Annotated in this window: 17 protein-coding genes, 1 other RNA gene and 2 pseudogenes; 19 read left to right on the top strand and 1 reads right to left on the bottom strand. The window is 45.0% G+C overall.

Annotated features, from left to right (window positions below; translation table 11 throughout):
* Positions 1-768: 768 nt before the first annotated feature.
* The 19 genes and pseudogenes from HQ41_RS00745 to HQ41_RS00655 all read left to right on the top strand — a co-directional run bounded on the left by HQ41_RS00745 (position 769) and on the right by HQ41_RS00655 (position 25,214).
* Entirely contained in the window at positions 769-2,442 is a 1,674-nt protein-coding gene (locus HQ41_RS00745; RefSeq protein WP_081964701.1) for a BACON domain-containing protein, read from the top strand.
* Between the two features lie 46 nt (positions 2,443-2,488).
* Positions 2,489-4,222, top strand: a complete 1,734-nt coding sequence (locus HQ41_RS00740; RefSeq protein ID WP_044186569.1) for a BACON domain-containing protein — start codon at positions 2,489-2,491, stop codon at positions 4,220-4,222.
* A gap of 21 nt (positions 4,223-4,243) precedes the next feature.
* Positions 4,244-5,821 carry a BACON domain-containing protein gene (locus tag HQ41_RS00735; protein ID WP_081964700.1) on the top strand — a complete coding sequence of 526 codons (1,578 nt, stop codon included), beginning with the start codon at positions 4,244-4,246 and terminating at the stop codon, positions 5,819-5,821.
* 12 nt (positions 5,822-5,833) lie between these two features.
* Positions 5,834-8,590: a S8 family serine peptidase gene (locus tag HQ41_RS00730; protein WP_081964699.1), complete on the top strand. Its 2,757-nt coding sequence runs from the start codon at positions 5,834-5,836 to the stop codon at positions 8,588-8,590.
* Between the two features lie 5 nt (positions 8,591-8,595).
* Positions 8,596-9,552, top strand: coding sequence for a PorV/PorQ family protein (locus HQ41_RS00725; RefSeq protein WP_044186551.1), 957 nt, complete (start codon positions 8,596-8,598; stop codon positions 9,550-9,552).
* Positions 9,553-9,571: 19 nt separating this feature from the next.
* Positions 9,572-10,375: an HmuY family protein gene (locus tag HQ41_RS00720; RefSeq protein WP_044186548.1), complete on the top strand. Its 804-nt coding sequence runs from the start codon at positions 9,572-9,574 to the stop codon at positions 10,373-10,375.
* A 154-nt stretch (positions 10,376-10,529) separates the two neighbouring features.
* Positions 10,530-10,756, top strand: a pseudogene (locus tag HQ41_RS09810) (transposase); the annotation flags it as partial.
* Positions 10,757-10,797: 41 nt separating this feature from the next.
* Positions 10,798-11,885 (top strand): annotated as a pseudogene (locus HQ41_RS09430) (ISAs1 family transposase).
* Positions 11,886-11,960: 75 nt separating this feature from the next.
* Positions 11,961-12,367, top strand: a transfer-messenger RNA (tmRNA) gene (ssrA, locus tag HQ41_RS09425).
* 857 nt (positions 12,368-13,224) lie between these two features.
* Positions 13,225-13,545 carry a helix-turn-helix domain-containing protein gene (locus tag HQ41_RS00700; protein WP_018965526.1) on the top strand — a complete coding sequence of 107 codons (321 nt, stop codon included), beginning with the start codon at positions 13,225-13,227 and terminating at the stop codon, positions 13,543-13,545.
* Between the two features lie 3 nt (positions 13,546-13,548).
* A complete protein-coding gene (locus tag HQ41_RS00695; protein WP_044186543.1) occupies positions 13,549-14,808 on the top strand; it encodes a type II toxin-antitoxin system HipA family toxin in 1,260 nt (419 codons plus the stop codon).
* Between the two features lie 221 nt (positions 14,809-15,029).
* A complete protein-coding gene (locus HQ41_RS00690) occupies positions 15,030-15,254 on the top strand; it encodes a helix-turn-helix transcriptional regulator (protein WP_044186647.1) in 225 nt (74 codons plus the stop codon).
* 12 nt (positions 15,255-15,266) lie between these two features.
* Positions 15,267-16,445, top strand: a complete 1,179-nt coding sequence (locus HQ41_RS00685) for a HEPN-associated N-terminal domain-containing protein (RefSeq protein ID WP_081964698.1) — start codon at positions 15,267-15,269, stop codon at positions 16,443-16,445.
* Between the two features lie 4 nt (positions 16,446-16,449).
* A complete protein-coding gene (locus HQ41_RS00680; protein ID WP_044186539.1) occupies positions 16,450-16,785 on the top strand; it encodes a HipA N-terminal domain-containing protein in 336 nt (111 codons plus the stop codon).
* Complete coding sequence (locus HQ41_RS00675) at positions 16,775-17,719, top strand: HipA domain-containing protein (RefSeq protein ID WP_044186536.1); 945 nt, start codon at positions 16,775-16,777, stop codon at positions 17,717-17,719. The genes HQ41_RS00680 and HQ41_RS00675 overlap by 11 nt, the downstream gene beginning before the upstream one ends.
* A 34-nt stretch (positions 17,720-17,753) precedes the next feature.
* Positions 17,754-19,799: a class I SAM-dependent DNA methyltransferase gene (locus tag HQ41_RS00670; protein WP_044186535.1), complete on the top strand. Its 2,046-nt coding sequence runs from the start codon at positions 17,754-17,756 to the stop codon at positions 19,797-19,799.
* Positions 19,800-19,816: 17 nt separating this feature from the next.
* Positions 19,817-20,914 carry a restriction endonuclease subunit S gene (locus HQ41_RS00665; protein ID WP_044186532.1) on the top strand — a complete coding sequence of 366 codons (1,098 nt, stop codon included), beginning with the start codon at positions 19,817-19,819 and terminating at the stop codon, positions 20,912-20,914.
* Between the two features lie 268 nt (positions 20,915-21,182).
* On the top strand, positions 21,183-23,369 hold the full coding sequence (locus tag HQ41_RS00660) for an ATP-dependent endonuclease (protein WP_044186529.1): 2,187 nt from the start codon (positions 21,183-21,185) through the stop codon (positions 23,367-23,369).
* Positions 23,370-23,372: 3 nt separating this feature from the next.
* Positions 23,373-25,214, top strand: coding sequence for a UvrD-helicase domain-containing protein (locus HQ41_RS00655; protein WP_052405195.1), 1,842 nt, complete (start codon positions 23,373-23,375; stop codon positions 25,212-25,214).
* 122 nt (positions 25,215-25,336) lie between these two features.
* Here HQ41_RS00655 and HQ41_RS00650 read toward each other — a convergent pair whose 3' ends face one another.
* Positions 25,337-25,795: a hypothetical protein gene (locus HQ41_RS00650; protein ID WP_235316871.1), complete on the bottom strand. Its 459-nt coding sequence runs from the start codon at positions 25,793-25,795 to the stop codon at positions 25,337-25,339.
* Between the last annotated feature and the right edge of the window lie 304 nt (positions 25,796-26,099).

Here is a 26,099-nt window from a genome sequence, read left to right as displayed (position 1 = left end):
CTAATGCCGTACCTATTTGTAAAACTCAATCAGCGGGGCGAGGAAAATTGGTGGGAAGATCTATTCGGATTGGTGGGCACATCTTGGCGAGTGAGTCCACCAATCAGCCAAGATTGATGGGAAGAAATGTCGAGAAATATGCCACGAGTAGGTAAATTCACCCCTATTTAATATGTAAATATCTGTGTTTCATTTTGTTGTAAATAGTCTATTGAGGCTGGGATCTCAGTTTGTCTGGGGGGTAGGTGCCCCAATGAGGTTGGACGCAATACAGAGCCTTCTAGGGGGCAAATATGAGCTGTGGCTTTTGCGCAGTGCTGTAAGCGTGGTATTTTGGTTCAAGCATTAATCGTCATGTAAGCTGTTAATTTATATTTTTTTGTTTTCTGCTCGTTCGCTCTAGCCTATTTATGCTGTTTGGGCGATTTATTTGCCTAGAGTGATATCCCTATAAATCCCTATAAATGAGTAATCCGTGTAGTGTGTAGGTATGGGCTAATAATTGGTAGGTAGCCATTTTGGATATTTTCTTAAGGTGTTATTGTACAGAGTTTCATGCCTATTTTAGGTTTCTATACCCGTATGTCTAGTTGCTTTTTGTGTAGTTAAAACCATACTTTATGGTCATAGAGGCTCTTGGCTATTCGAGTTTATATACCCAAATTGTGCTAACTATTCGTTGGTAATCAGATATTTCTAGGTATTGTGTATGAGTGTGGTGAGGAATACTTTTACGCCGATATTTCGACTTTAACCACTCAAACATTTATGAGAAAACATTACTCTAGAGTCTGTGCAGTGATGCTAGGCACAATTGAGCGAGTAGGGAGTGTAGCCGTATCCGTCGTCCTCGGTGAGAGGAGGCAGGGTAGGGCTTCTCTTGTACTTAGCCCTCTCTTGAAGTCTATCGCCCTGCCATGCCCGCAAGAGCGGGCAGGTCGGAGTATGTCTAAGTTTTTTAGACAGCTCCCATTCCTTCTTTCCTTATTTACCTTGCTGGGGCTTAGTTCCTGTCAGCAGGATCATTTGGAGGAACCCACTCTGTCGGTAAACCTAGATCGTGAGCTACTCATCTCTGGCTCGGGAGAGGAGGTCACGTTGCCTATCACGACCAATCAGTCGGCATGGAAAGCCATTACTAGTGCCTCTTGGCTCAAGCTCAGAGAGGCAGGCAATATCCTCATCATCGAGGCGCTGGCCAATCCGCAGGTGCAGGAGCGTCTAGCAAGCATCTTGATCGTGGCCGGAGGCAAGGAGCTCCAAGTAGGCGTCAAGCAGTTGGTAGACAAGAGCAATGCAATCACGCTCGACCCTAACGAGATACATGCTCCTAGAGGAGCTCAAGAGTATCGTGTACGGGTCAAGGCGAGCAGCGACCAGTGGACGGTAACCAAGGAGCCTGCCGATGCTAGCTGGGTAACCCTGCTCCCTAGACCTCGGTATGGCGAGCTCATTGTGAACCTAGACGAAAACAAAGGCAAGGGCGCGCGTGTCTGTAGCCTCAAGATACAAGCTGGCAATGCCTCTACGACACTCGTGATCACCCAAGACGGCATGCCACACTTCTTCTTGCCCTATATGGTGTGGGAGAGCAATCTGGAGGAGGCCGAGGCATTTGAGGAGCAGCGCAATAGCCGCATTACGATGCGCCCGAGGGAGGCCGATCCTATTCAAGGCATTAGAGCAGTGTCGTACTTCCAGTTCTCGACGGTTAGCTCTGCATTCCAGCAGGTGCGCTACGAGTACGTCAATCTTGGTACACGCTTCCTCTACAAGGCCACTCTGGTGGCTCAAGATCTCTCTGCCATCAACAAGGCAGAGCTCCTCGACTTCCTTGCCAAGGAGCAGTACACCAAGCGTACAGATATCAAGTCTACCGAAACCTCGCAGTTCTTCGTCAACGAGCAGAAGAAGGTGCATCTGCAGTATAGCACCGACGATGCAGCCAAAGAAGCCTACCTCATCTTCACGCCTATCGTAGAGCAGTCGGGTAGCTATCAAGTGCCAGAGGCTCTGCCACTAGGCTTCCCATTTGTTGCGGGCAGTACCAAGGCCCAAGTGGAGCAATGGGAGAGCGAGATGAAGGGTGAGAAGAGCAACGACCTGACGCAGGCTCTAGGCATGCTTGCCTACTTCGCTCATGCCCCCTACTTTACACGTTATTACCTATTCAAAGAGGATAATCCCAATCTGCTGGACGCTGTCAATTTCACACTAGACCCCAAATATCAAGGTATGTACAAGTATGGAGGGCTGCACTTTATGGGCAGGGAGTTCGACGCTCTGATCAAGTCGTCAGGTTTCGTTTACCACTCCTACGACCAGCGTAGAGGAGCGCACTTCTACATCAATGAGACCAAGAACCTGCGTCTCGCTGTGAATATGATCCGCATGGCCAATCTAGAACTGACACGCTGCCAAGTAACGATCTACAAGCCTTAGGATATATTAGGCCGAGTTACAAGAATGTCAAGATATCTACAATATTATGAATCAAATTATTAAACTGGGTTTCCGCCTTATTCTAGTGTCAGGCTTGCTTGCTAGCCCTGCCTGCCAGAGGGTGGTAGAGCCTCATACATCATCGTTGAGCCTGAGTCAAACGGAGCCATTGCAGTTCTCTAGCACGGCCTCCGAGGCAAGCATCACTGTGACGACCAACTCGTCCGACTGGGTGGCACTCGTAGACCAAGACTGGTTACATGCCAGTAAAGATGGTAGCATGCTACGCCTAAATGTGGAGGCCAATCCGACGACCGATACTCGCTTAGCCAGCGTACAAATCTCCTCTGGTAGTCAGACCAAGGAGCTACAGATTGAGCAGAGTGGCCGTTCGCTAGAGTTTAATGCTCAGAAGTCCATCAAGTTTGGGCAGTTTGGCGGAGAGAAACGCTTCTATGTAGATGCTTCCTCCCCCTCGTGGACGGTGTCTGCTACAGAGGACTGGGTTCAGGTAACGCCCTACACGCTACAAGGAGAGATCGCAATCAAAGTGGGGGAGAACTCAGCGAGAGATCCACGTACGGCTCAGGTACAAGTCAGGGACGCCTTGGGCAAACTCGTGCATACGGTAGAGGTCAATCAGTTGCCTATCCTATATATCGTGATGCCCTATCCAGAGTTTGGTGTGAGCTCCGAGGTACTCCGACTATTCGAGACGGAGCGCTATAGTCGCCTATTTAATCAGCCAGATGGTAGGAGTAACCTATTTCAATGGGGGTACGAAACTGTAAGCCCGATCTTCGATTACATCGTCTATCGAGTGAAGAACGGCAAGTATGTGAGTGCATCCGTCTACTCAACCAACAGAAACCCAGAGAACCTCAAGGGAGCACTGGGTGAGGAGATCAGAGGGATGCTGGTGCGTGGTGGGTACAAGAAAGTACTTGATGAGCTGTACTACAGCGATGCTACTAACACGGAGGTTAATATCATCACTACGACACGCAACCCCAATATCACATTCACCAATTACCCTGCGCAGAAGCCTTATCCGAGTTTCGATAAGCTGCCTCTGGGTATCACTAAGTTCTACGTAGGGAGGCTCTCTGGGCAAGAAGGTTCGGGAGAAGACCGCATCATCGAGATTGTCAAGGAGGGGGCTCGTGAGGACGAAATCATAGAGTACCAGAAGCAACAGGGCTGGACGATGATCCCACCCTATGACCCCAGAGATCCTAAGAATGCAGGAGATAGCCCGCAGGAGCGTGAGCGTAAGCGTGACCAGAGTAGCCGCAAGACTCGTGTGCCGCTTTACTTCGATGCCAATAAACCGATCCCAGCAGAGTATTGGCGTGAGTTCTACGAACAGCTCGTTTTCGAACGTGATGGGCAGTACCGTCAGTATAGGTTGGGTAGAACTTATGAGTATTACATCAACAATTATGTCGATCCTACTGATCCGTTCTATGGACAAAAGAGTATTCGTGTGTCAGGCACCGCACTCGAGGTGTCTAGAGAGAGTTTTGCAGACCCCCAGCAGTTCTTCTATTGGGATGATAATTCCGCATCTCTGTATGTGACCAAAGAGTTTCGCACATTGCTGGCTCAGGCAGGCTTCGTCTATAGTGATACGATAGATAGCGGACGAGCTGTAAGCTATTATAACCCAGATCTAGAGATTGAGTTCTTCTTTAGGATCGGCGAAACCCTTGTAGATGGCAAAAATAAACCAAGTGTCGTAGTAGTGCAGGTCGCACCAAGATTACGAGATGCCAAGTAGTCAATGAAAAAGAAATAAGTAATGAAGACATATATTTTATCCCTAGTATGTTTGCTCTCTTGGACTTTCGTTTCTTGTAAGCCCTCGATCGAGATTGCTCAGGTGCAGTCTTTGGAGCTTTCCGTTCAGGAGCGGCTACAGATGAAGCAAGAGGGTGAGGAGGTAGAGGTGCAGGTGAAGACCACAGAGACCGATTGGTCCTTCCTAGGTGGCGGTAGTTGGCTCAAGCTCTCCAAGAGCGGCAATAAACTTATCCTCAAGGGAGCGACCAACGAGGAGCTACAGAAGCGCAAGGCAAGCGTCATCGTCCGTGCAGGTGAGCTATCTCGTACTATTGAGGTAGAGCAGCTAGGCAAGGCTCAGATCCTAGAGTCTGGGCAGAAGACCTATGAGGTAGACCAGTGGGCCAGAGAGATTACGTTTATTGTGGATAATAATCTAGAAGATTTGGAGGTGATCAGCTCTGTATCCGACTGGGTCAAGTACGAACTGAACCCCAAGAAAAAGGAGTTTCGTATCATCGTGGAGGAGAACAAAAGCTACGACGAACGTACAGCTACACTTTACCTGAGAGATGCTGATGGCAATGGAGACTCTAAGATCACAATCAAGCAGGAGGGTGCAATGTACTACGTACTGCCCTACGGAGGCTTTAATCAAACGGAAGAAGAGGTAAAGGCCTTTGAGAATCAGCGTAGAAGTGTCCTGATCGGTAAGCCATCGGGCTTGGCCAATTCGCTTATCGGAGGGAATGCTAACTTGTGGACATTCGAGACGAAGAGCAAGGCCTTCAACGTCATTCAGTATGTCATAGAGCCAGATGAGCGACGCTACCGCAATGCAATTGCTTGGGCTACGGATCCTAGGCTTTTCGCTCGAGATAGAGAGTTCGACAAGGCAGTCGCTTTTTTGCTCAAGGAGGGCTTCGTCCCACGTCGCAACTCTACTTACTACAGCGAGAAGCACGAGTGTCAAGCACTTGTAGCTATGAGCAATGAAGGCTCTTTCATTATGTACACTTTCGAGCCTAAGCAGACCAAAGAGATGGCCACCTTCGGTCAGTTCCCTTGGGGGGTGCTCCAAGATAAGGAATGGAGGGACTATGATCGAGAACGTGTCGAGGCTTGGGAGAAGGCCAATGGAGGGCGTCTTGTGCTAGAGGAAGAGGATGACGGTGGCATTTCGCTCGTCTTTGCCTCTGATGAGTTCGGAGGCATGCTTAGGATCTACTCGATCAATGAACGCAACGATGTTCGTCCTCTTGTAGGAGTACAGCATGTTTTCACCAAGACCGATCAAGTCTACTACTACGATCGAGGAGCTACAGTACTAACTAATGAATTTGCTACACTGGCACGCAAGGAGAAGTTTGAGTTCAGCCGATATCTGGATGCACGTATCTTCCTCTTCGAACACAAGGATCGTACGCTCTATATGGGTGTATATCGTTCAGAGGTTGAGGATCCGCAGAATAAGGATCAGCAGATCATCGTGGCTAAGCTGGAGTTCCTATCTACTCAGCTTAGCCAGACCGATGACTCGCTCGATAAAGCTATCATCACCAAGGCGCTCCGCCGTGTAAAACTCACGAATCAATAAATGCGTTAGAATATGACTAAGATCAAAATATGCGGTCTAATGGGCCTACTTACCTTGGCCTCGTGTAATCAAGATATAGACATCTCAGAGGCGGAGCGGGCGCAGACCTCCACGCCGGTACTAGATACCTCGGCAGATCGTGGCGTACTCTCCGATGTGCTGCGTGTCAAGCTCACACCCAATGTAGCTACACGCTTGGAGAAGCAGCTCGCAGCCTCCGAGGGAGGTTTGCGTAGCCTCGGCGGTGAGCTAGGTGGCTTGCTGGAGCATATCGGTGCGCTCAAGATTGAGCGTGTCTTCCCCCACGCAGGAGAGCTTGAGGAGCGTCAGCGAGCCGCTGGGCTTCATCTCTGGTACGATATTAGCTTCGATGACCAGAAGGCCGCTCCCTATCAGGCACTAGCCGAAGCAATGAAGCGAGCCAAATCCTTTGCAGGTATTCAGGTGGCCGAGGAGGTGCGTGTGCTACAGACTCCCTCTACCGCCTACAAGCTCGTAGAGCCCTCCCAAGGTCTTAGGGCAGAGTCTGCAAGTGGCTTCGACGACCCCGAGCTCTCTAAGCAGTGGCACTACCATAATGTAGGTCAGACGATGAGATCCAAGGCTGGTGCCGACATCAATCTCTTCGAGGCTTGGAAGAGCGAAACTGGTAAGCCGAACGTTACCGTAGCGATCGTGGACGGGGGGATTGACTTCCTACACGAGGACCTCAAAGACAATATGTTTATCAACCAAAAGGAGATGGACGGAGAGATTGGGGTCGATGACGATAAGAATGGTATGGTGGACGATGTGTATGGCTACAACTTCGTCACAGAGTCTGGGGACATAACGCCCCATGATCACGGCACCCACGTCGCTGGTACGGTAGCAGCCCGCAGCAACAATGGCGTAGGAGTGGCAGGAGTAGCAGGCGGTAATGGCACAGAAGGCTCTGGGGCTAGATTGCTCTCGTGCCAGATGTTCCACACCGATGAGGAGGGGCGTACCGTATCGAGCGCAAGCGCAGGAGCTAGAGCCATTGTCTATGGAGCCAATATGGGTGCGGTCATCAGCCAAAACTCTTGGGGGTATAGGAATGCGCCTAACCAAGCGCAGCCACTAAGTCAGTCCGACCAAGAGGCGATCGACTACTTCATCAAGTATGCAGGTTGCGACAAGGACGGCAATCAGCGTGCCGACTCTCCGATGAAGGGCGGGGTTGTGATCTTCGCCGCAGGCAATGATGGGCGAGATTACTTGTCTTTCCCAGCTGCGTACGGCCAAGTGGTGTCTGTGTCCTCTATGGCGCCCGACTTCACAGCAGCCTACTATACCAATCGAGGTGAGTGGGTCAAGGTTATGGCTCCGGGAGGTAGTTTCCTCTACTCTAAGGGCGAGGTATTGAGTACACTGCCCAATCACGCCTATGGCTATATGCAGGGGACTTCTATGGCTTGTCCACATGTGTCAGGTATTGCCGCTCTCATCGTTTCTAAGTATGGTGGCCCCGGCTTCACCAACGAAGAGCTCAAGCAGCGTCTGACTACCGCCGTGCGTGCGGACGACATCAATGAGTTTAATCCCAAGTTTGTCAAGCGCCTAGGTGCTGGCTACGTAGATGCCGCTCTGGCTCTTGCCCCAAGGGGAGAGAACGAAGCTCCCGAGGGTGTGGCCAAGCTATCGGCAGAGGCGACACATACGGGTGTCCAGCTCTCGTGGAATGTGGCTAGTGACGCCAACGATGGTACGGCCTATGCCTATAACCTATACTATAGTGAGGTTAAAATTGACGCCAAGAGCTATAAGGAAGCCCTCAAGGTTGAGGTAATGGGCGCTCGTAAGCTGGGGCAGAAAATCCAATACCTGCACCAAGGTCTGCGCCCTAGTAGCACCTACTACTATGCAGTAGAGGCAGTAGACCGATGGGGGGCTGTGGCCAAGTCTGTAGCTCTCGCTACGGTAACTACGATGCAGAACATCGCTCCTATACTCAAGCTAGATGATGACTCTTCGATTCGCCTCACGGGAGCCGAAACATTGACACGCAAAATCTTGGTAACTGAGCCAGATGGTCAGAAGTGGGCTTACGAAGTTGAGGGAGAGGACTACGACGTCAAACACAAGCGTAACGAGGCCGGAGAGATTGAGCTTACCTTCAGAGTTTCTCGCCCCAAGGGTAAGTATGCTATTGTGGTGTCGGTAACTGATGAGCTCGGACTGAAGTCTACGATAGAAATTCCCTTTGAGTTCTACAAAAATCACGCTCCTCAGCTGGCTAAGCCACTCGGCCGCATCTATGCTTCGGTTGGTCAGACCGCAAAGATTGATTTGTCCGAATACTTCTACGATCAAGACAAAACAGACAAGCTAGCCTACTCTGTGCGTGCGCTTAATCCCGATATGGCTACTGCCAAGATCTCTGGCTCTAAGCTAGAAATCAAGGCGCAAGCTGTTGGGTTGGCTGGCTTCGAGATCGCCTCACAAGATCCATTGGGGATGACCGTTAAGACTGGTCTATCAGTAGAGTGTGTAACCAGCGACCTTGTGCACATGGTATATCCTACGCTCGTTCAAGACTTCTTGAATATACGTGTGGCCGATGGTGTGCGCCGTGTGTACGTTGCGGTATTGACCCCTGCTGGAGCTCCAGTAATGGCAGAGAAGACCTTTGATCTAGATAAGGGGACTAAGATTTCGCTCGACCTAAGACTCCTATCGGCTGGGACTTACACGCTACTCGTAGAGAGCAAGGACAAGAAGTTTATGCAGTCATTTATCAAACGCTAAGTATTATGAAGCGAATTTTTCAGTTCATCACTATATCTTTTGTTACGCTGGGGGGACTCAGTATGCTACCAGCCAATGCTCAGACAAGCATCTCGGTGCTTACGGCTACTGCCGATGTGCGATCGGCGGCGATGGGGACTGTGCCTCTGGTAGGCTCTACCTTGATGCCTCTCTACTCCACTCCGAGTGCTATGTTTGATCTAGAGGGCAAGTCCCTGCAAGCGAGCTACGCAATGGGGCTGTCGCCTGAGAAGAGCCATAGCGGCCGTCAGTATTTCCATACGCTCTCGGCTGGCTATCGTCTGTCTTCTAAGCATAGTCTGCTCATCGGAGCAAGGCATTGGGGCGGTCTGCAAATGGACTACTTCAACTCCGTAGGGACTAAGGTCGGGAAGATCCACCCACGTGATTGGACTATTGATCTAGGCTATGCTTTCGCCCTATCTCCTAGTTTGCGCCTACACGCAGGGGCTTCGTATCTCAATACTTATAGCTCCCAGACGGCTCATGGTCTGATGATGCATTTAGGGGCTACTTATCTGGGCAGGCTGAGCTTCCTCAATCAAGGTCGCTATGCGCTTGACTTCGTGGCACGCAACCTAGGGCCTAAGCTCAACTACGGTCAGCGCAGTAAGTCCAGTGCAGCTCTACCTACTTACTTGCAGGCCTCGGGAATGATGAGCTTTGCCACAGCAGAGCATCAGCAGCTAACTTTTGGGCTAACGGCTCGCTACCAGACCACACTCACTTCAGATCGGGCAATGTCTGCTGGCGCAGGACTAGAGTACGACTTTGAGCGTATCGTGGCACTACGTTTCGGTGCGGTCTATCAGCCAGAGAGTAGCTATCTGACCATGGGGCTTGGGCGCAACCTAGGTCCCCTATCCCTTGGGGCATCTTACTCTTGGGGGAGCTACTCCGAGTTCAATATTCTTAATGTAGGTATTGCGCTATCTTTCTAACCGAAAATAACAAATAACTATGCGACAACTAAATCGAGTATTCGTCTATGTCCTATCGGCTACGCTGATTGCAGGCGTTGCGACATCTTGCAAGAAGAAACGTGCCGATGAGCCTATCATCTCTCAGACCGAGACGCCTAAGCCAACTCCTACTCCAGAGGAATCGAAGGGCGAGGAGAAAGAAACTGTCGATCCCTCCACGGGGATTAAAATTAAGTCTGTGGAGCTAGACGTGAGTGCGTATGATAAGTTTGTTTACTTCTCTTTCGATAGAGGGATCGTAACCATATCCGACGAGCAGAGCCGCCACCACGACAACTGGGATATGGCCTTCCACAGAGCCGATATGCGCACCAATAGCGGGGAGAGTACAGCCATTGGTGCCAAGGGCGGTGCTGTGGAAACGAACTCTATGCTTCTGAGCGAACAGATCGCTATCCCAGCTGATGATAAGTTCGAAACAGATGTCCCCTACATCGTAGCCATTAGGCACACCGATGAGGAGGGGGTTGTGCAGGGGCGCCTTCCCGTGAATCCCGTGCTTACGACCAAGACGCTACCCATCTTGGATAAGGACGGAAAGCCTATTCTTGGAGATAATGGCTTTATCCAATACAAGGTCCACCGCCGTGGAGCCATTGTCATGGACCTAAGCCGTATGCCGCCGTCTATGGAGCTGTCGAAGAAGGTGTATATCATTCGCACGCCTAGTGGTAAGTATGCCAAGATCCGCATCGTTCGCTACAAGCGCAAGCCTAATACGCCAATGGGAGATCCGGGGCGTCTGCTGACTATGGAGTATGTGTACCCCGTTAGCCGATAGATGTCAGTAGTCATATAACCTTAACTAATCATTTGGGGCTGTGGTGAAAAACAATTTTACCACAGCCTTGTATGTTGTCGAGCAAAAGTGCGCTGCTAGGGGTCCCAATTAGTTGATGAATTGCGTGTAACTTTAGAGAACAAAAACAAAGATTATGGCAACAGAGACAAAGAAAGGTAAACGGGCTAAATCTACTAGCCCAGAGTTACTACTCAAAGACATTCGTCGTAACACGAAGCGTATCTTCAGCTCAGAACAAAAGATACTTACCGTTATGGAGGGCATTCGCGGGGAGCTTAGCGTGGCAGAGCTATGTCGCAAGTATGGTATTAGGATACTACCTACTACAAGTGGAAAAAGGAGTTTATCGAGGCAGGCAAGGCTCCAGGGCACCCGAATCAAAATAGAGTTATCTTTGGGATATGCGTATACAAGATTGTTTTTCAACAGTAGCAGATCCACGTGCCGTGGGTCGTTGCAAACATAAGTTGAGCGATATTCTAGTAATTACACTGGCGAGTTACTTATGTGGAGGCGAGGACTATGAATCCATGCATGAACTTTGCTTAGAGCGTGGAGAATCGCTTCGCCCACTGGTTGAATTGCCTAATGGCTGTCCGAGCGTAGACACGTTCGAGAGAGTGCTCCAACGCATTGAGCTTCAGTCTCTCTATGCTTGTCTTCAAGTCTATGGTAAAGAGCTGATAGAGACTTAGAAGGTAAGCACATCGCCATTGACGGCAAACGTCTGAGAGGCTCGAAGAAGAAAACCGGCAGTACACATGTTCTCTCAGCTTGGGTTGATGAAGTAGGTTTAAGCCTTGCTCAAGAAACTGTTGCCGAGAAACGCAATGAGTTACAAGCCATTCCGGAAGTTTTGGATAGCCTTGATTTGTCGGGAGCAGTCATCAGCATCGATGCTATGGGGACTCAAACCAACATTGCAGAGCAGATTATCCAATCAGAAGCTGACTATATCCTAAGTCTCAAGGGCAATCAAAAACACTTGTATGAGGATGTTTAGGATGGCTTTACAGGGCAATATGGACGTCATACGTATGAGACTTTAGAGAAAAATCATGGTCGTATCGAGAAACGAACCTATACCACATTACACGCCTCCGAGGTCTTTGACGAGGGGGAATATAGTCAATGGCAAGGCTTAAGAAGTTTAATTCAGGTGGAGCGTGAGATTAGTAGTTTAGAGGGAGAGACTCGTGTGGATAAGCAGTATTATATCAGCAGTTTACCACACGAAGATTGTTAGTTGATTGGGCAATATATTCGAGGGCATTGGGGGATTGAGAATAGGCTTCATTGGCATTTGGATGTAACCTTTAGGGAAGATGCTTGCCGAGCCCGCAAGGACTACTCTGCCACGAATCTAAACACGCTCAGAAAGTTTGCTTTAGCCATTGTTTCTCAGTATAAAGACAAGCTATCCTTACGCAAGAGGCTGTTCAAAGCTGCTCTGAATATAGACTATCTCAAAAAGCTGCTAAAAATTTGATGCGGGTTCCCTGAGTAAGGGACGTGGCATTTGCTAAGATGCGCAGAAATGAGTAACTTTGCGCCTGCAAATTATGGGGATGAATTGGCTTTGACAGCGCGACGAAGTGATTTGTAAGCATGTAGTGCGTGGGTGCCCAGCACTATAATCTCGGACATCGAACAATTTAGCTGGCGAAAACAATTACGCTCTTGCTGCGTAGTCGAAGTATAGTAGACTAACCGCTTAATCGCTGCATGGATGCGGCGACAAGACATCACTCAGAGAGCCCCCGTCCCGAGGCGAGCTGGTTATAGTGGTGCCGGAAATTCGGGAATCACTCACGAGATGCCCTCTGTCGTGAGTCAGATTTAGGGGGATAAGGAGTTTGGCTGGTCGTTTCTGCCGCACCCGACTCTCGAAAATCTCAAGAGAAACTAAACATGTAGAAAGCAAATTAGTTCTGTGTTTGGACCGGGGTTCAACCCCCCGCATCTCCACACAGAGTGCCAAGAGGTTGCAGCGAGCTCGTATGTTCACTGCGGCCTCTTGCCTTTTTGGGGGTCTCTACGCTTGGCTATTCGCTAGCCAAGTTGTCGTGTGTGACTTGAGTTTAGTTGTGGGTATGCACGAGGCGTAAAAGTTATTTTTGAGACCGTTGCACGGCATTTTGCCGCTTTTCGGTTAGAAACGTCGTATATATCTCTGATTATTACTTTGAGCTGCGCATTGCGCAATAGTCTCCTTTTAAGGATGATGTTCCAGTAATTTATGAAATCGGCCTTGAAACATATCGAGCACTCCGTCAAGCCAACAACACAAAGGAAAAAGAACAGCTAATAATACGCCTAAAAGAGACAATTGAAGAACTTGAGCATCCAATTATTCAGGAATCTTTCGTGAACCTTGAAGAGCGATATAATAGAGAAGTGATGAGGCACACTATAAGATTCTTAAGTCGGATACAAGAAAGAATACATTAACCATAATTTTATTTGCCAATGCAATATATTTACCTCTCTGTCAATTAGGCGATTAGCCTTTTAATCGGTACAAACACCCCTCAAATAAATGGGAAAACAGTTTTATCTTGCTGTTCTATAGGGATTTACATACTTGTACCGCATAGCTTAGTTCTCAGTCTTTCAGTCTTCTTTTGGGTTTTGTATTCTGTAAATCAATAGATTACAACACCTCCTATTTGTACTTAGCATGCTTGCCCACTGCAAAAGTACCCATTTCGGAGCATATTAAGGCAATGTGGTGCAGGAAAAACACTTGATATACTTATTTTTCTTTCAACAATCATAATAGTGAGATTAAAAGCGTATATTTGCATACTATATAATATGTTGAATATATGGCAAAGAATACAATGGGGACTAAGTTGCCCCGAAAATTAGAGCAGAAGATGCAGATTGTAGGAGAGCAAATCAAGTTAGCCCGACTGCGTCGTAATCTTAGTGTGGCACAGATTGCTGAGCGTGCTACTTGTTCCCCTTTGACCGTCTCTCGTGTGGAGAAAGGAGCTCCTACTGTGTCGATCGGGATTTACTTGCGAGTACTCTATGCCCTTCAACTTGAGGACGACATCCTCCATCTTGCTAAAGACGATGAACTGGGGCGGCGTCTCCAAGACCTTTCTCTCATCAATCGCCGCCGTGCCTCCAAGAAAGAATAAATTATGCAGAAACTACTTGTATATGCTGATTTTGATTGGCTGAAAGAACCGACAATTGTTGGGGAATTGAGCTATGAGTCTCTGCGGGGGACAGACAGCTATGGCTTCTGCTTCAATGAAGAATGGCTACGAACACAGGGAGGATTATTCCTAAGTGCAGATCTTAACAATTACTCAGGCATACAATATACAACAGGAGGTGGTGATATTTTTGGATGCTTTTCGGATGCATTGCCCGATAGATGGGGGCGAACACTACTTAATCGCAGAGAGCAGATTTTAGCACAAGAGGAGAAACGCCCTCTTCGTCGTCTTACCTCCTTTGATTACCTCTTGGGGATTGATGATTATTCCCGAATGGGAGGTTTCCGTTTCAAAGAAAGTGCAGATGCTGACTTTATTAATAGCTCTCCGACACTTAGAATTCCACCCTTGACCGATATTCGCGCATTGGAAGCCGCAAGCAAGGAGATAGAACAAAGTGAGGAACGGAACGAACTCCCTGACAAAAGATGGATCGTACAGCTGATTCAGCCTGGCACTTCTCTTGGTGGAGCACGTCCCAAAGCCAGTGTACTGGATACCGATGGCTCTTTATGTATTGCAAAGTTTCCCTCTCGTAAGGATGATTATGATGCCGAATTGTGGGAGCATCTCAGCCATTTGCTTGCAAAAAGGGCTGGGATTACTGTGGCTGACACAAGGGTATTACAAACCTCAGAGACCTATCACTCCCTAATCTCCAAGCGTTTTGATAGAACAGAGCAAGGGAAACGTATCCACTTTGCCTCGGCTATGACGCTTCTTGGATTGCATGATGGAGATAATTCCATGAATGGGTACGGTTACTTAGATATTGTGGATTTTATCATTCGCCACTGTACAGATGTAGAGAGTAACCTAAGAGAACTATATCGTCGCGTTGTTTTCAACATCTGCATTGGCAATAGTGATGATCACTTCCGAAACCACGGATTCTTACTTACGTCCAAAGGCTGGACACTATCCCCTGCTTACGACATAAATCCGACATTAAGTAAGCACCAGAGTTTGCTGGTTACTTCTACGTCTAACGAGGCAGACCTCTCGCTTCTTAGAGATGCCTCAGAGGAATATATGCTGAGCAAGGAGATTGCCGATACCATTATCTTGGAAGTGTGTAGTGCCCTGAAAGATTGGACATCCTTGGCTACTCGACTGGGAATTACCAAGAGAGAAATAGCCCTCTTTGCTGATCGTTGGGAGTTTTCGGCAAAGCATTAGGACAAAATAACCCCGAAAAGGGGTATAATGGTTTTCTTTTCATTATATTTGCTACTGATAAGGTATATAATGATTTTGATGGGGTGTGCGGTACACAATGAGGTGCCTTGAATATGTCCCCCAAAGAGGCAAAACGAGTACGTATCCTTGGGACGTGTTCCCGAAAACGGCATTTTGGGTACATATTCAGAGTATGGGACTTCAAGTAATTGATATAAATGATGCAAGCGAGGACAATCATAGCGCAGTATGTGAAGGAGATGCGCAAGAAATATAAACTGACACAAGTAGACCTCTCTGAGAAAGCTGGAGTGGGGCTACGCTTCGTGCGAGAACTAGAGCAAGGCAAGACCACTCTTCGCCTCGATAAGGTCAATAAAGTTTTTGAACTCTTCGGTTCGGAGTGCGGTCCTGTGCCAATGAAACGAGAAGGAGATGAAGTCTGAAATAGTATAACTATGCATATTAAGACTATGATGATTGAGGATGAATATGATTTGACTGATGAAAGGTTAAGTGATAAATATGTATGCACTGAGCATTTTGAAGATTGTTACATCAATAAGTGGATAGAGGATAATGGGAATAGAGGAACTTGTACATATTGCTCTAGAACAGTTGTTCCAGTAGTGAATATGCATGCTTTTATTGATTTTGTGAGATCTAAACTTTCAGGTAGATTCTGCCCAATTGATGATGCAGGGCTTTTTCTCGCAAGTTCATTTTATGATGACGAGGATGAAGAGATACCTGGATTTCATAGAGTCGGTCCTTTTATCGCTCCAACTTATCCAGAACAATACGAAGATACAGTGGATATGCTTTGTGCGTATGGATTAGAGACTTCTGATAGCAATTTGAACTCAGACATCATTTCTTGCTTCAATGATAACCAATGGATAAAGAACGACTTTTTCAAAGAAGACTTAGATGAAGAATTTTCAAGGAAATGGAATTCATTTGTTGAAATAGTAAAGCATCAAAGAAGGTATACCTTTTTTTGTTCTCCTCAGTTTGTTCCCCAAGAGGAGTGGAGAGGTGATATATTAACAGAGATTAAAGAGTTGTGTGAATCCATTTTACTTCGATTAATACCAGTAGGTTTTATTATTTACAGAGGAAGACCCAATGAAGACTTAGCGTCTTGCTTTTCTGATTTTAGTGATTTGACCTCTCCCCCATCGAAATATGCTAAAAGCAATAGAATGAGTGCAGAAGGGATATCTTTATTTTATGGTGCTTTTGATGAGGATACAGTACTGAGAGAAATAAAAAACTACTGTAATCCTATGAGTATTGACGTAGGAGAGTTTTCTGTAACTAAAGCATTAAGTGTTGTAGACTTATCAAACATTCCGTCAAAGTTGTCTTTCTGGATGCCTAAATACTATGAAGAGTATAAGTTTCTTCATAAATTTCATAATAATATCACTCATCCATCTTCTATAGAGGATGAACAAATCTATATCCCTACTCAGGTTTTTACAGAATATCTGCGCTATCTGTCCAGAGGACCAATAGATGGCATTGTCTATCAGAGCTCCCTGACTGGGAAAAAAAATGTTGTACTCTTTTACGACAATCATACTTCTTCTGAGGTTGTTAGTCTTCAAAAATCTCAAAAAAAAACATTATAAATCGATGAAGCAGGCAATTGTTTATTGGAAGACACTCAAAGCAGGCGTTCTCACAGAAAGTGATGAGGGCTATTCCTTTGCTTACGACAAAGACTATCTGACTATGCCCGAAGCTCAAGGCATAAGCCTAACAATGCCTTTGCGAGAAGAACCTTTTCAAAGCAATACGCTTCATCCATTCTTCGATGGACTTATCCCAGAGGGATGGCTGTTAGATATTGCTCAGAAGAATTGGAAGATAGAAGCAAGGGATCGAATGGCTTTGCTGTTGGCTTGTTGCCGTGACTGCATAGGAGCGGTAAGTATCGAACCCCTAAATACGACTGAAGATGAAGAATAGATGCCTATACTGCTACGAACCTTTGGTTGATGGAGAGGTGGATTACCATGCCAAGTGTTGTCGCAAATTGTTTGGGGCGCCCCAAGCTCCGATATTGCCTTATACAAGTAGCGAAGTACGAGTGTTGGCTGATGAGGTTGTTCGTTCGCAGACCACAGTGACAGGAGTACAACCCAAGCTGTCTCTCGACTTTGACCAAATGAGCAATTCGCCCAAGCGATTTACCATCGTTGGCTTGTGGGGACGGTTTATCCTTAAACCTCAAACAGAGCGTTATCCGCATCTCCCCGAGTTGGAGGATGTGTCGATGCACCTTGCAGAGATTGCCAAGATTGAAACAGTTCCTCATGTATTGATGCGATTTAGCGATAGCGAGCTATGCTATATCACTCGTCGCATAGATCGAACAGAGCAGGGGGAGAAGCTCCCAATGGAAGATATGTGTCAGCTATCAGAGCGTCTGACCGAATATAAATACAAAGGCTCACACGAGCAGGTAGCCAAGCTGATCTCCAAGTATAGCTCTGTGCCAAAACTTGATCTTGTCAAGTACTGGGAGCAGGTACTCTTTTCGTGGCTGATAGGTAATGCCGATATGCACCTCAAGAATTACTCGCTCTATGCTCCAGAGGGAAATGAATATCAACTCACTCCAGCCTATGACCTGCTGTCTACGGCACTTGTTATTCCTGAGGATACAGAAGAACTTGCATTGACCCTCTGTGGTAAAAAGCGCAAACTCACTCGCCAACACTTCCTCGAAGCGATGACAGCCTCAGGACTGGATGAGAAAGTGTGCGACAACATCTTCGCTCGCTTTGGGCGCATCCTCTCCGAATGGGAAACCTGCATCCTCCAGAGCTTCCTTCCTGAGGAGATGCAGGAACAGTATATTCAATTGATTAGAAATCGACTTAGTTTCATTATCGAGTAGCAATAACGTTCAGAATAAAAACAAATTTGATATAATGGCAAAAGGTATTCAATCGGTAGAACCCAATATCGCTGACTTAGTTAATGGTTGGCTCAAGTCTTACAAGTTAGACTATAAGCTAGAGCAGGAGAGTCTCAATGCAGAGATAGACAAAGCTCTCACGGAGTATTTCACCAAAAACGGAGGGAGTGGAGCCAACCGACCTGATGCGAAACTCCTCCTGCAAGACAAACAACTCAACTATTACCCAATCTTGATTGAGTATAAAGGCTACAAAGATAAGCTGGTCAAGCTCGATGCTCAGGGTCTAGTCGATAATAAGAAGGCTAAGAATGAGCCTAATTTTAAGAACATCAACAGCTATGCGGTCAATGGAGCTATTCACTATGCCAACGCCATATTACACCACACGGGCTATACCGACATCATCTCTATTGGGGTAACAGGATATCGCGACGAGAGAGGCAAACTTCTGCATGAGATTGGAGTCTACTATGTATCCAAGAGTAATCTAGGGGTAGGGCAAGAGGTCGGAAAGTATGAAGACTTATCTTTTCTCAAGGCTGAGAACTTCGATACTTTTATTGATCGTGTGAACAAACTAAGCCTTACTCCCGAAGAACTACAGCGCCTCAAAGAGCAACGAGAGCAGGAGATAAATACTAGTCTTACGAAGCTTAATAATGATATCTACCCAACCGAAAAGGGGCTTGGTGAGAATGACCGAGTGTACCTCGTAGCAGCCTCTATTATTGCTACACTAGGGGTCCCAGGTAAGGTCGCTCCACTAGAGAAGACAGACCTGAAGTCATCCAGTGAAGAGGGAAATACGGATGGAGAGATTATTATGCGCAAGATTAAAGCATTTCTCGGAGAGAAAACTATCCCGACAGAGAAACGAGATCTCATTGTGCGTACCCTGCAGAATACCCTCACCACAGAGAATATCAATAAAGTTGAAAATGGTGAGAGTCAGCTTAAGCGTGTCTTCTGCAAGATTATAGATGACCTAGGTATCTATTATAAGATTGGTCTGACAACGGACTTCACAGGTAAACTCTTCAATGAGATGTATTCGTGGCTTGGCTTTACTCAGGATAAGCTCAATGACGTTGTGCTAACGCCCTCTTATGTAGCACAGCTTCTCGTACGCCTGGCTAGGGTGAACAAAGACTCTTATGTTTGGGACTTTGCGACTGGATCGGCAGGTCTTTTGGTAGCCGCAATGAATGAAATGCTCAATGATGCACGCAACACGATTAGTTCTCCAGACGAACTCGCCCATAAAGAAGCCCTCATCAAAGCAGAGCAACTACTCGGTTTAGAGCTCCTATCTAGCGTATATATGCTCGCGATTCTCAATATGATATTGATGGGTGATGGTAGCTCCAACATTCTCAACAAAAACTCGCTCACTGACTTTGACGGTAAGTACGGCTTCGGAAAAAATAAAATTGCGTTTCCTGCTGATGCTTTCATTCTTAACCCCCCTTATTCTGCAGAAGGGAATGGCATGAACTTTGTTGAGCGTGCGCTCAGTATGATGAACAAAGGTTACGCAGCAATTATCATCCAAAACTCAGCAGGTAGTGGCAAGGCACGAGACATTAATAAGCGTATACTCCACCACAATACGCTCATCGCAAGCATTAAGATGCCAATAGACCTCTTTCTCGGAAAATCCAGTGTGCAGACGAATATCTATGTGTTCAAGGTTGGGGAGAAGCATGATCCAAAGCATATCGTAAGGTTCATAGATTTCTCCAACGATGGCTATACGCGTACGAATCGAAAAAAAGCAAGTATTAACCTCCGTGACACCGACCGAGCTAAGGAGCGTTACGATGAACTGGTAAATCTAGTTCTATATGGCAAACAATACCTCAATATATTCACAGAGAAAGAGTACTACGAGGCACCCATAGATCCGAAGAATGGCGCGGACTGGAATAAGTCAGCTCCCATAGATACGCGTCCAACATTGAATGACTTTAAGCGTACGGTGGCTGAATACCTCGCTTGGGAAGTCTCAAATCTGCTCAAAGGACAATCCGCTGGCGAAGATAGCCTGGGAAAATAGAAGCCCCACTCAACAAGATGCTTGAGAGCGTTGAGTGGGGCGAATACAGACTCGGTAATTTGTTTGAGATACTTTCTCCAAAGAGGCGATTTGATGCCAATAAGGTTGTTATTGGTCGCAAAGGATATCCTTATGTAGTTAGGACAAGCCAGAACAATGGAGTTAGAGGTTTTATTGAGGAGGATGAAGAATTTCTCAATGAGTCTAATACGATATCTTTTGGGCAAGATACCGCGACAATGTATTATCAGCCTCTGCCTTATTTTACAGGAGACAAAATAAAAGTGTTGAGGCCTAGGTTCTCTCAGTTTAATCATAAAAATGCTCAATTCTTTATCTCTTGTCTTCAAAAAACATTCTTAGCTTTTGCTTGGGGGGCTAGTAGCTTCAAAGTAAAAGTGCTTGAGAAGCAAGTCTTAGTCTTGCCGTCTCGTTCAGGAGCACCAGACTTTGAATTTATGGAAAAGTTTATTGCCGAGCTAAACGCTGTACGTTTAGCCGAGCTAAACGCTTATCTCACTATAACAGGACTCAAAGACTATAGTCTTACTCCCGAAGAGGAGCAAGCTATTAAGGATTTCGAGACTGGGAGTGTCAAATGGGGAGAGTTTGATGTGATCAAGGTCTTTGATGTTCGCAATGCTGGTAATATTTTAGCAAATGAAATTGTAGAAGGAAGTGGTTCTACCCCTTACTTATGTGCTAGTAGAGAGAATAATGCTGTTAGTTCCTATATCTCGTATCGGGAAGAGTTGATAACTGAAGGGAACTGTATATTCATTGGAGGAAAGACATTTGTTGTTACCTATCAAGAATGCGATTTTTTCTCCAATGATAGCCATAACCTTACGCTGCGTCTATATGATTCTGAACATCGAACTAAGCTCAAGCAACTCTACTTGGTTACTTGTATCAATAAGAGCCTTGGACATAAGTACTCGTGGGGATATAGCGTGAGCAATCGAAAGATTCAGAAAGACAAGATACTGCTTCCTTGCTTCCATGGACAGGTGGACTTCTCCAAAATGGGAACCTTCATTTCTGCTATCCAGAAGCTAGTAATCAAGGATGTTGTTCTCTATGCCGACGAGAGATTGAGGCAACAAAACAGGTGATTGGGAAGGGCATTAAATAATGTTTTATGTGGTATTAATAATAGCAATAATCTCGAATATGTTCAGTATTGGGAAAATGTCCAGTTTACTCAGAGCAAAAAGGAACAGCTAAATACACTGCACAATTCTAGAGAAGGCTTTAGCGTAAGATATGTCTCGTTATAAATGAAGAATTTGTCCATTATTACCACCAGAATTAATAAGTGGAACCGTGATGTTTATCCAATCGTTGAGGGCTTGGAAGAAATACTAGAAATAAGATAGAAACATGAAGATACAATCAGTTCATATTAGAAATTTTCGCAAACTAAAGAATTGCCATATAGACTTCGGTGAAAAAGAAACGGTATTCGTCGGAGCTAATAATAGTGGAAAGACTTCTGCTATAAGTGCAATTGTTTGGTTTCTAAACAACAACGAAAAGTTCACTCTCAGGGAATTTACTGCTACCAACTGGGTAAAGATCAATAATCTTGGAGATCAATGGTTGACTAAAGACTCAGTAGATGCTGAATTGCTAGACGCACATAAATGGGACAATATTGTTCCATCAATGGATATTTGGATTAACGTTGAAGATGGAGAGGAATACAAGGTGTACCACTTAATCCCATCGCTTAACACATGGAATGGAAGGAAAGTTGGTGTTCGAGGTCAATATGTTCCCAAAGACGTTGAGATGCTATATATTGCCTACAGAGATGCTAAAAAGAAAGCTCAAGAATTACAATCTACCGAAGAATGGAAGAAAGCATCTTCGCCAGAATTGTTCCCAAAGAATCTTAGTGAGTTCTTAGGCAAAGGGTCAAACCTAAGAGACTATTTTGATGTAAAATACTATATTATTGATTCAGAAATAGAACCAAAAGATGATCATGAGGTTCAGCCTACTCCAGATAATGCACTTGATAAAAATCCATTGGAAGGACTAATAAGGGTGGATGCCATTTTGGCTTCAAGAGATTTCTCAGATCCAAATGGTCATTCGGATAGCGAGATCGACACTTTATCAAGACAATTTCAAAGGTATTATTCAAATTCAAATCCAGAAGAAGAAATTTTACTACCAGGTGATTTAGAGCTTGTCAGCGGAATTGCAAAAGCAAATGAAACTTACAATGCGAAATTAACCAAGACCTTTGAAACACCAGTTGCAGAATTGAGGAATATCAACTATCCAGGGTTTCAGAACCCCGAAATTAAGATATGCAGTAGGATTCAGATAGAGGAGGCGATTAAGCATGACTCTGCGGTGCAGTTTGCGCTCCAAGGATTGGGTGAATTAGCCTTGCCTGAGAAATATAATGGATTAGGTTACCGAAATCTGATTTCCATTTATTTGAAATTGATGGATTTCAGAGAGAAGTGGTTAAAGACATCAAGTGAGAGGAAGAATATAGAACCTATCCACTTGGTGTTTGTGGAAGAACCTGAAGCACATCTTCATGCACAAGCACAGCAAGTATTTGTAAAGAAAGCGTTTGAAGCTCTATGTAATAACAAAATTATCAAGGACGAGCCATGGCTTAATACTCAGCTAGTACTAAGCACGCACTCTAATCATATTGTTAACGAACTTGATTTGAGTTGTATGCGTTACTTTAGACGAGTGATGGATAATGCAGGAGATAAGATACCTATTTCAGATGTTATAAATTTGTCAAACACCTTTGGCTCTAGTGACGAAACTAAGCGGTTTGTAACAAGATATATCCGCTTAACACATTGTGATATGTTTTTTGCTGATGCAGTGATATTGGTTGAAGGACCTGCAGAAAAAATCCTTGTCCCAAGTTTCCTTGCTAAAGCTGGACTTGATTCGTTTTATATTTCTGTCGTTGAAGTAAATGGTCGTCATGCTCATAGTTTTCGTAGTTTGATAAACAAAATAGGAATTCCTACTTTGATAGTGACCGATATAGATGCTACAGAAGTTGTTGAAGAAAATGGGAAAGTAAAGCATAAAGCTGTAATTACGACCCGAGGAAAAGGATATAAGACAGGCAATCCATCAATACGGAGCTGGTTACCAGATAAGGGCCTGATCGATGACCTTATCACACTTGAAGGGAATAGTAAGACTATAGATAATGTCAGAATCGCCTTTCAGACTCCAATCAAAATAAATTGGACTAAAGAAAAGGACGAATACACAGAAATATGCCCCTATACGTTTGAAGACGCTTTGATCTTTTCCAACTTAGAACTGTTCAGGCAAGATGGACTAAAGAAGATGGGTACTATTACTACGATCGCCAACTTGTTACAGCAAAATCATTCTGCTGAGGATTTACAGAAGTCAATCTTTGATAAACTGGAAAGTAAAGGAGGCTTCCAAAAAGCAGATTTTGCAAACTCCCTCTTATATAAAGAGGATTTCTGTGAAATGAATGCTCCGGCCTATATTCAAGAAGGTTTGGAATGGTTGAAAAAATGTTTGGACTCAAAAGAGTAGATTATGTCAAATAATAATATTGATTCACATGTCGACGATACCCTAGAGAAATGTGTTCTAGCAACACCTCGCAAGAGTTTTTTTCTCTTTGCTGGTGCTGGTTCTGGGAAGACGTACTCTTTGGTACTTCTATTAAAGAAAATACGTGACAGAATTGGTGCAGATTTGTTGTTACAAGGTAAGAATGTGGCTGTAATTACGTTTACGAATGCAGCTACAGATGAGATTATAAATCGTTTGGGGCATAGCTCGGTTTTTCATATATCCACTATACATAGTTTTGTGTGGGATGTTATCAAGTGGTATCCAAAAGACATAAGAGAACTATATTGTCAGTATATTGAGAAAGATATACAAGAGCTGAGCAGAAAAATTGAGGCAGCAAAGAATAAGAATACAAAAACATATTCCACTAATGTTGCTAAGTGTGAATATCTAAAGGAAAAGCTGGAAAAATCACGTACGATAGAAAAGTTTGTCTATAATCCCAATGGTAGTAATCTAGAGTATAATGCGCTTAAGCATGCAGAGGTCATAAAAATCTCGGCACAAATGATTTTGAATAGTAGGATGTTGCAACAAATCATCGCACAACGATACCCAATTTTGCTGATAGATGAGAGCCAAGATACAAAGAAAGAACTTGTGGATGCTTTTTTTGAAATTCAAAAGAATTTCGGTGATGTGTTTACGCTTGGACTTCTTGGAGACCAAAAACAACGAATCTATACTGATGGGAAAGATAATATGGTGAGTATTATTCCCCCAGAGTGGGAGCAACCAGTCAAAAAGATGAACTATCGTTGTGCTAAGCGAATTGTAAAGCTGGCGAACACAATCGGCAAAGACATAGACACTCATGCAGAACAGACTTCACGTGAAAATGCTATTGAAGGATTCACTCGACTATTTGTTGTTCAACAATGCGATGGAATAAATAAGAATAAGGTTGAACAAACGGTTATGAAATCAATGTGTAACCTTACTAAAGATGCAAAATGGTTTGAGTCAAATGCTGATGTCAAAATACTGACCTTGGAACACATGATGGCAGCAAAGCGATTGGGTTTTGAGCAGTTTTTTGGACCATTAGCCAAAGTGACCAAGTACCAGATGACTTTGCTGCAGGGTACTGTGTCAGAATTGGAATTCTTCACAAAAATGGTGCTACCTATTGCGGACTCGATCAAAACGGATGGTCGGATTGCCTTAGATATATTGAAGGCTTATTCACCATTATTAAGCAAGCAAAATATAGAGAATCCATACAAACTCTACTTACGTTGTAGAGAAGAAGCTGGTAAAGTCTCTAATAAAGTCAATGATGATCAATCTATCCGTGAGGTTGCTAAAGCCGTCTGGAACTCTCAATTACTAACAGTTCCTGAGGTTATAAGACAAGCCAGTGAGCTCACACCTGATGATATTAATGATGAACTGGAAGAGGAGTTGCAGGCATGGGCTAAGGTTATGAATTTACCAATAAGTATGGTTAGGAGATATGATGATTATGTGAATCAACGTACATGCTTTGATACACATCAAGGTGTGAAAGGTCTGGAGTTTGATAGAGTTATGGTTATTATTGATGATTCTGAAGCAAAAGGCTTCATGTTTAGCTATGATAAGTTATTCGGTGTAAAAGAATTAACCAGAACAGATATGGAGCATATTGAAGCGGGGGAAGAGTCATCGGTTAACAGGACACAACGCCTGTTTTATGTAACATGTACACGTGCAAAAGAATCACTTGCAATTGTTATGTATACAAATGATCCTAATAAAGTTAAAAATCAAGTCATAAGCAAAGATTGGTTCACAGAGCAAGAAATAGAGTTGCTTTAGTAAAAGGATAAAAACAACCTTTTACTAAAGCTTATATCCAACCTTACCTACTATATTTACGAGTAAGCTTCATCTCATTGATAGTATTGTTTTTGCCTGCGGTTTACGAGCTATGCAAATCATTATTTCCCTAATGCCTTTTGAACTTCTGCTTGTTCTTGGGTGATCCGTTGTTGCTGCAAGAGTAAATCGGCTTGGCGTTCGATGGCAAGTTCGTAGTTCGTGACGCGAGAGCGGAGCTTGCGGATGCTGTCGTCTGAGTCTTCGGAGGAGAAAAGGCTATCAAGGCTGGCGATGTTTGGCTGTGTATAGCCGAGCTCCATTCGTAGGATACGATAACGGAGAGCAAGACTATCAAGGGCTTGATTGACACCGTAGAGATGTACTGCCCAACCGATGACGCAGGCAAGGACAGCAACCATCACTCCCCATATGAGCCATTCTGCCCAGCGTTTGACATCGAAAAGGTAGTATTTGGAGAGCTTTATTTCAGGTGTGGTTTGTTTGGTTTGAAGTTCTGTCAAGAGTTTGTCGGTCGCTTCGTCTTGACTTATCCGTACCTCGGCAATGCCTGACTTCATTTCGGAGACCGTTGCACGGCATTTTGCCTCTTTTGGGCTAGAAACGTCGTATATATCTCTGATTATTACTATCTTTAATATGTAATTAACTGTATTGACATGNGAGACCGTTGCACGGCATTTTGCCTCTTTTGGGCTAGAAACGTCGTATATATCTCTGATTATTACTATCTTTAATATGTAATTAACTGTATTGACATGGCAATTAAACCAACCGAACCAGCTCCTAGCTTCCTACAAGTATATACTCAGGTTCGTCGCGACCGTATGAAGCACTCCTTTCTCCGCCAAATCAATGCTTGCG

It is taken from the genome of Porphyromonas sp. COT-290 OH860 (assembly GCF_000768935.1).
Taxonomy (GTDB): Bacteria; Bacteroidota; Bacteroidia; order Bacteroidales; family Porphyromonadaceae; genus Porphyromonas.
The sequence above is the reverse complement of the archived record's forward strand: the minus strand, read 5'-3'. Positions and strand labels throughout refer to the sequence as shown.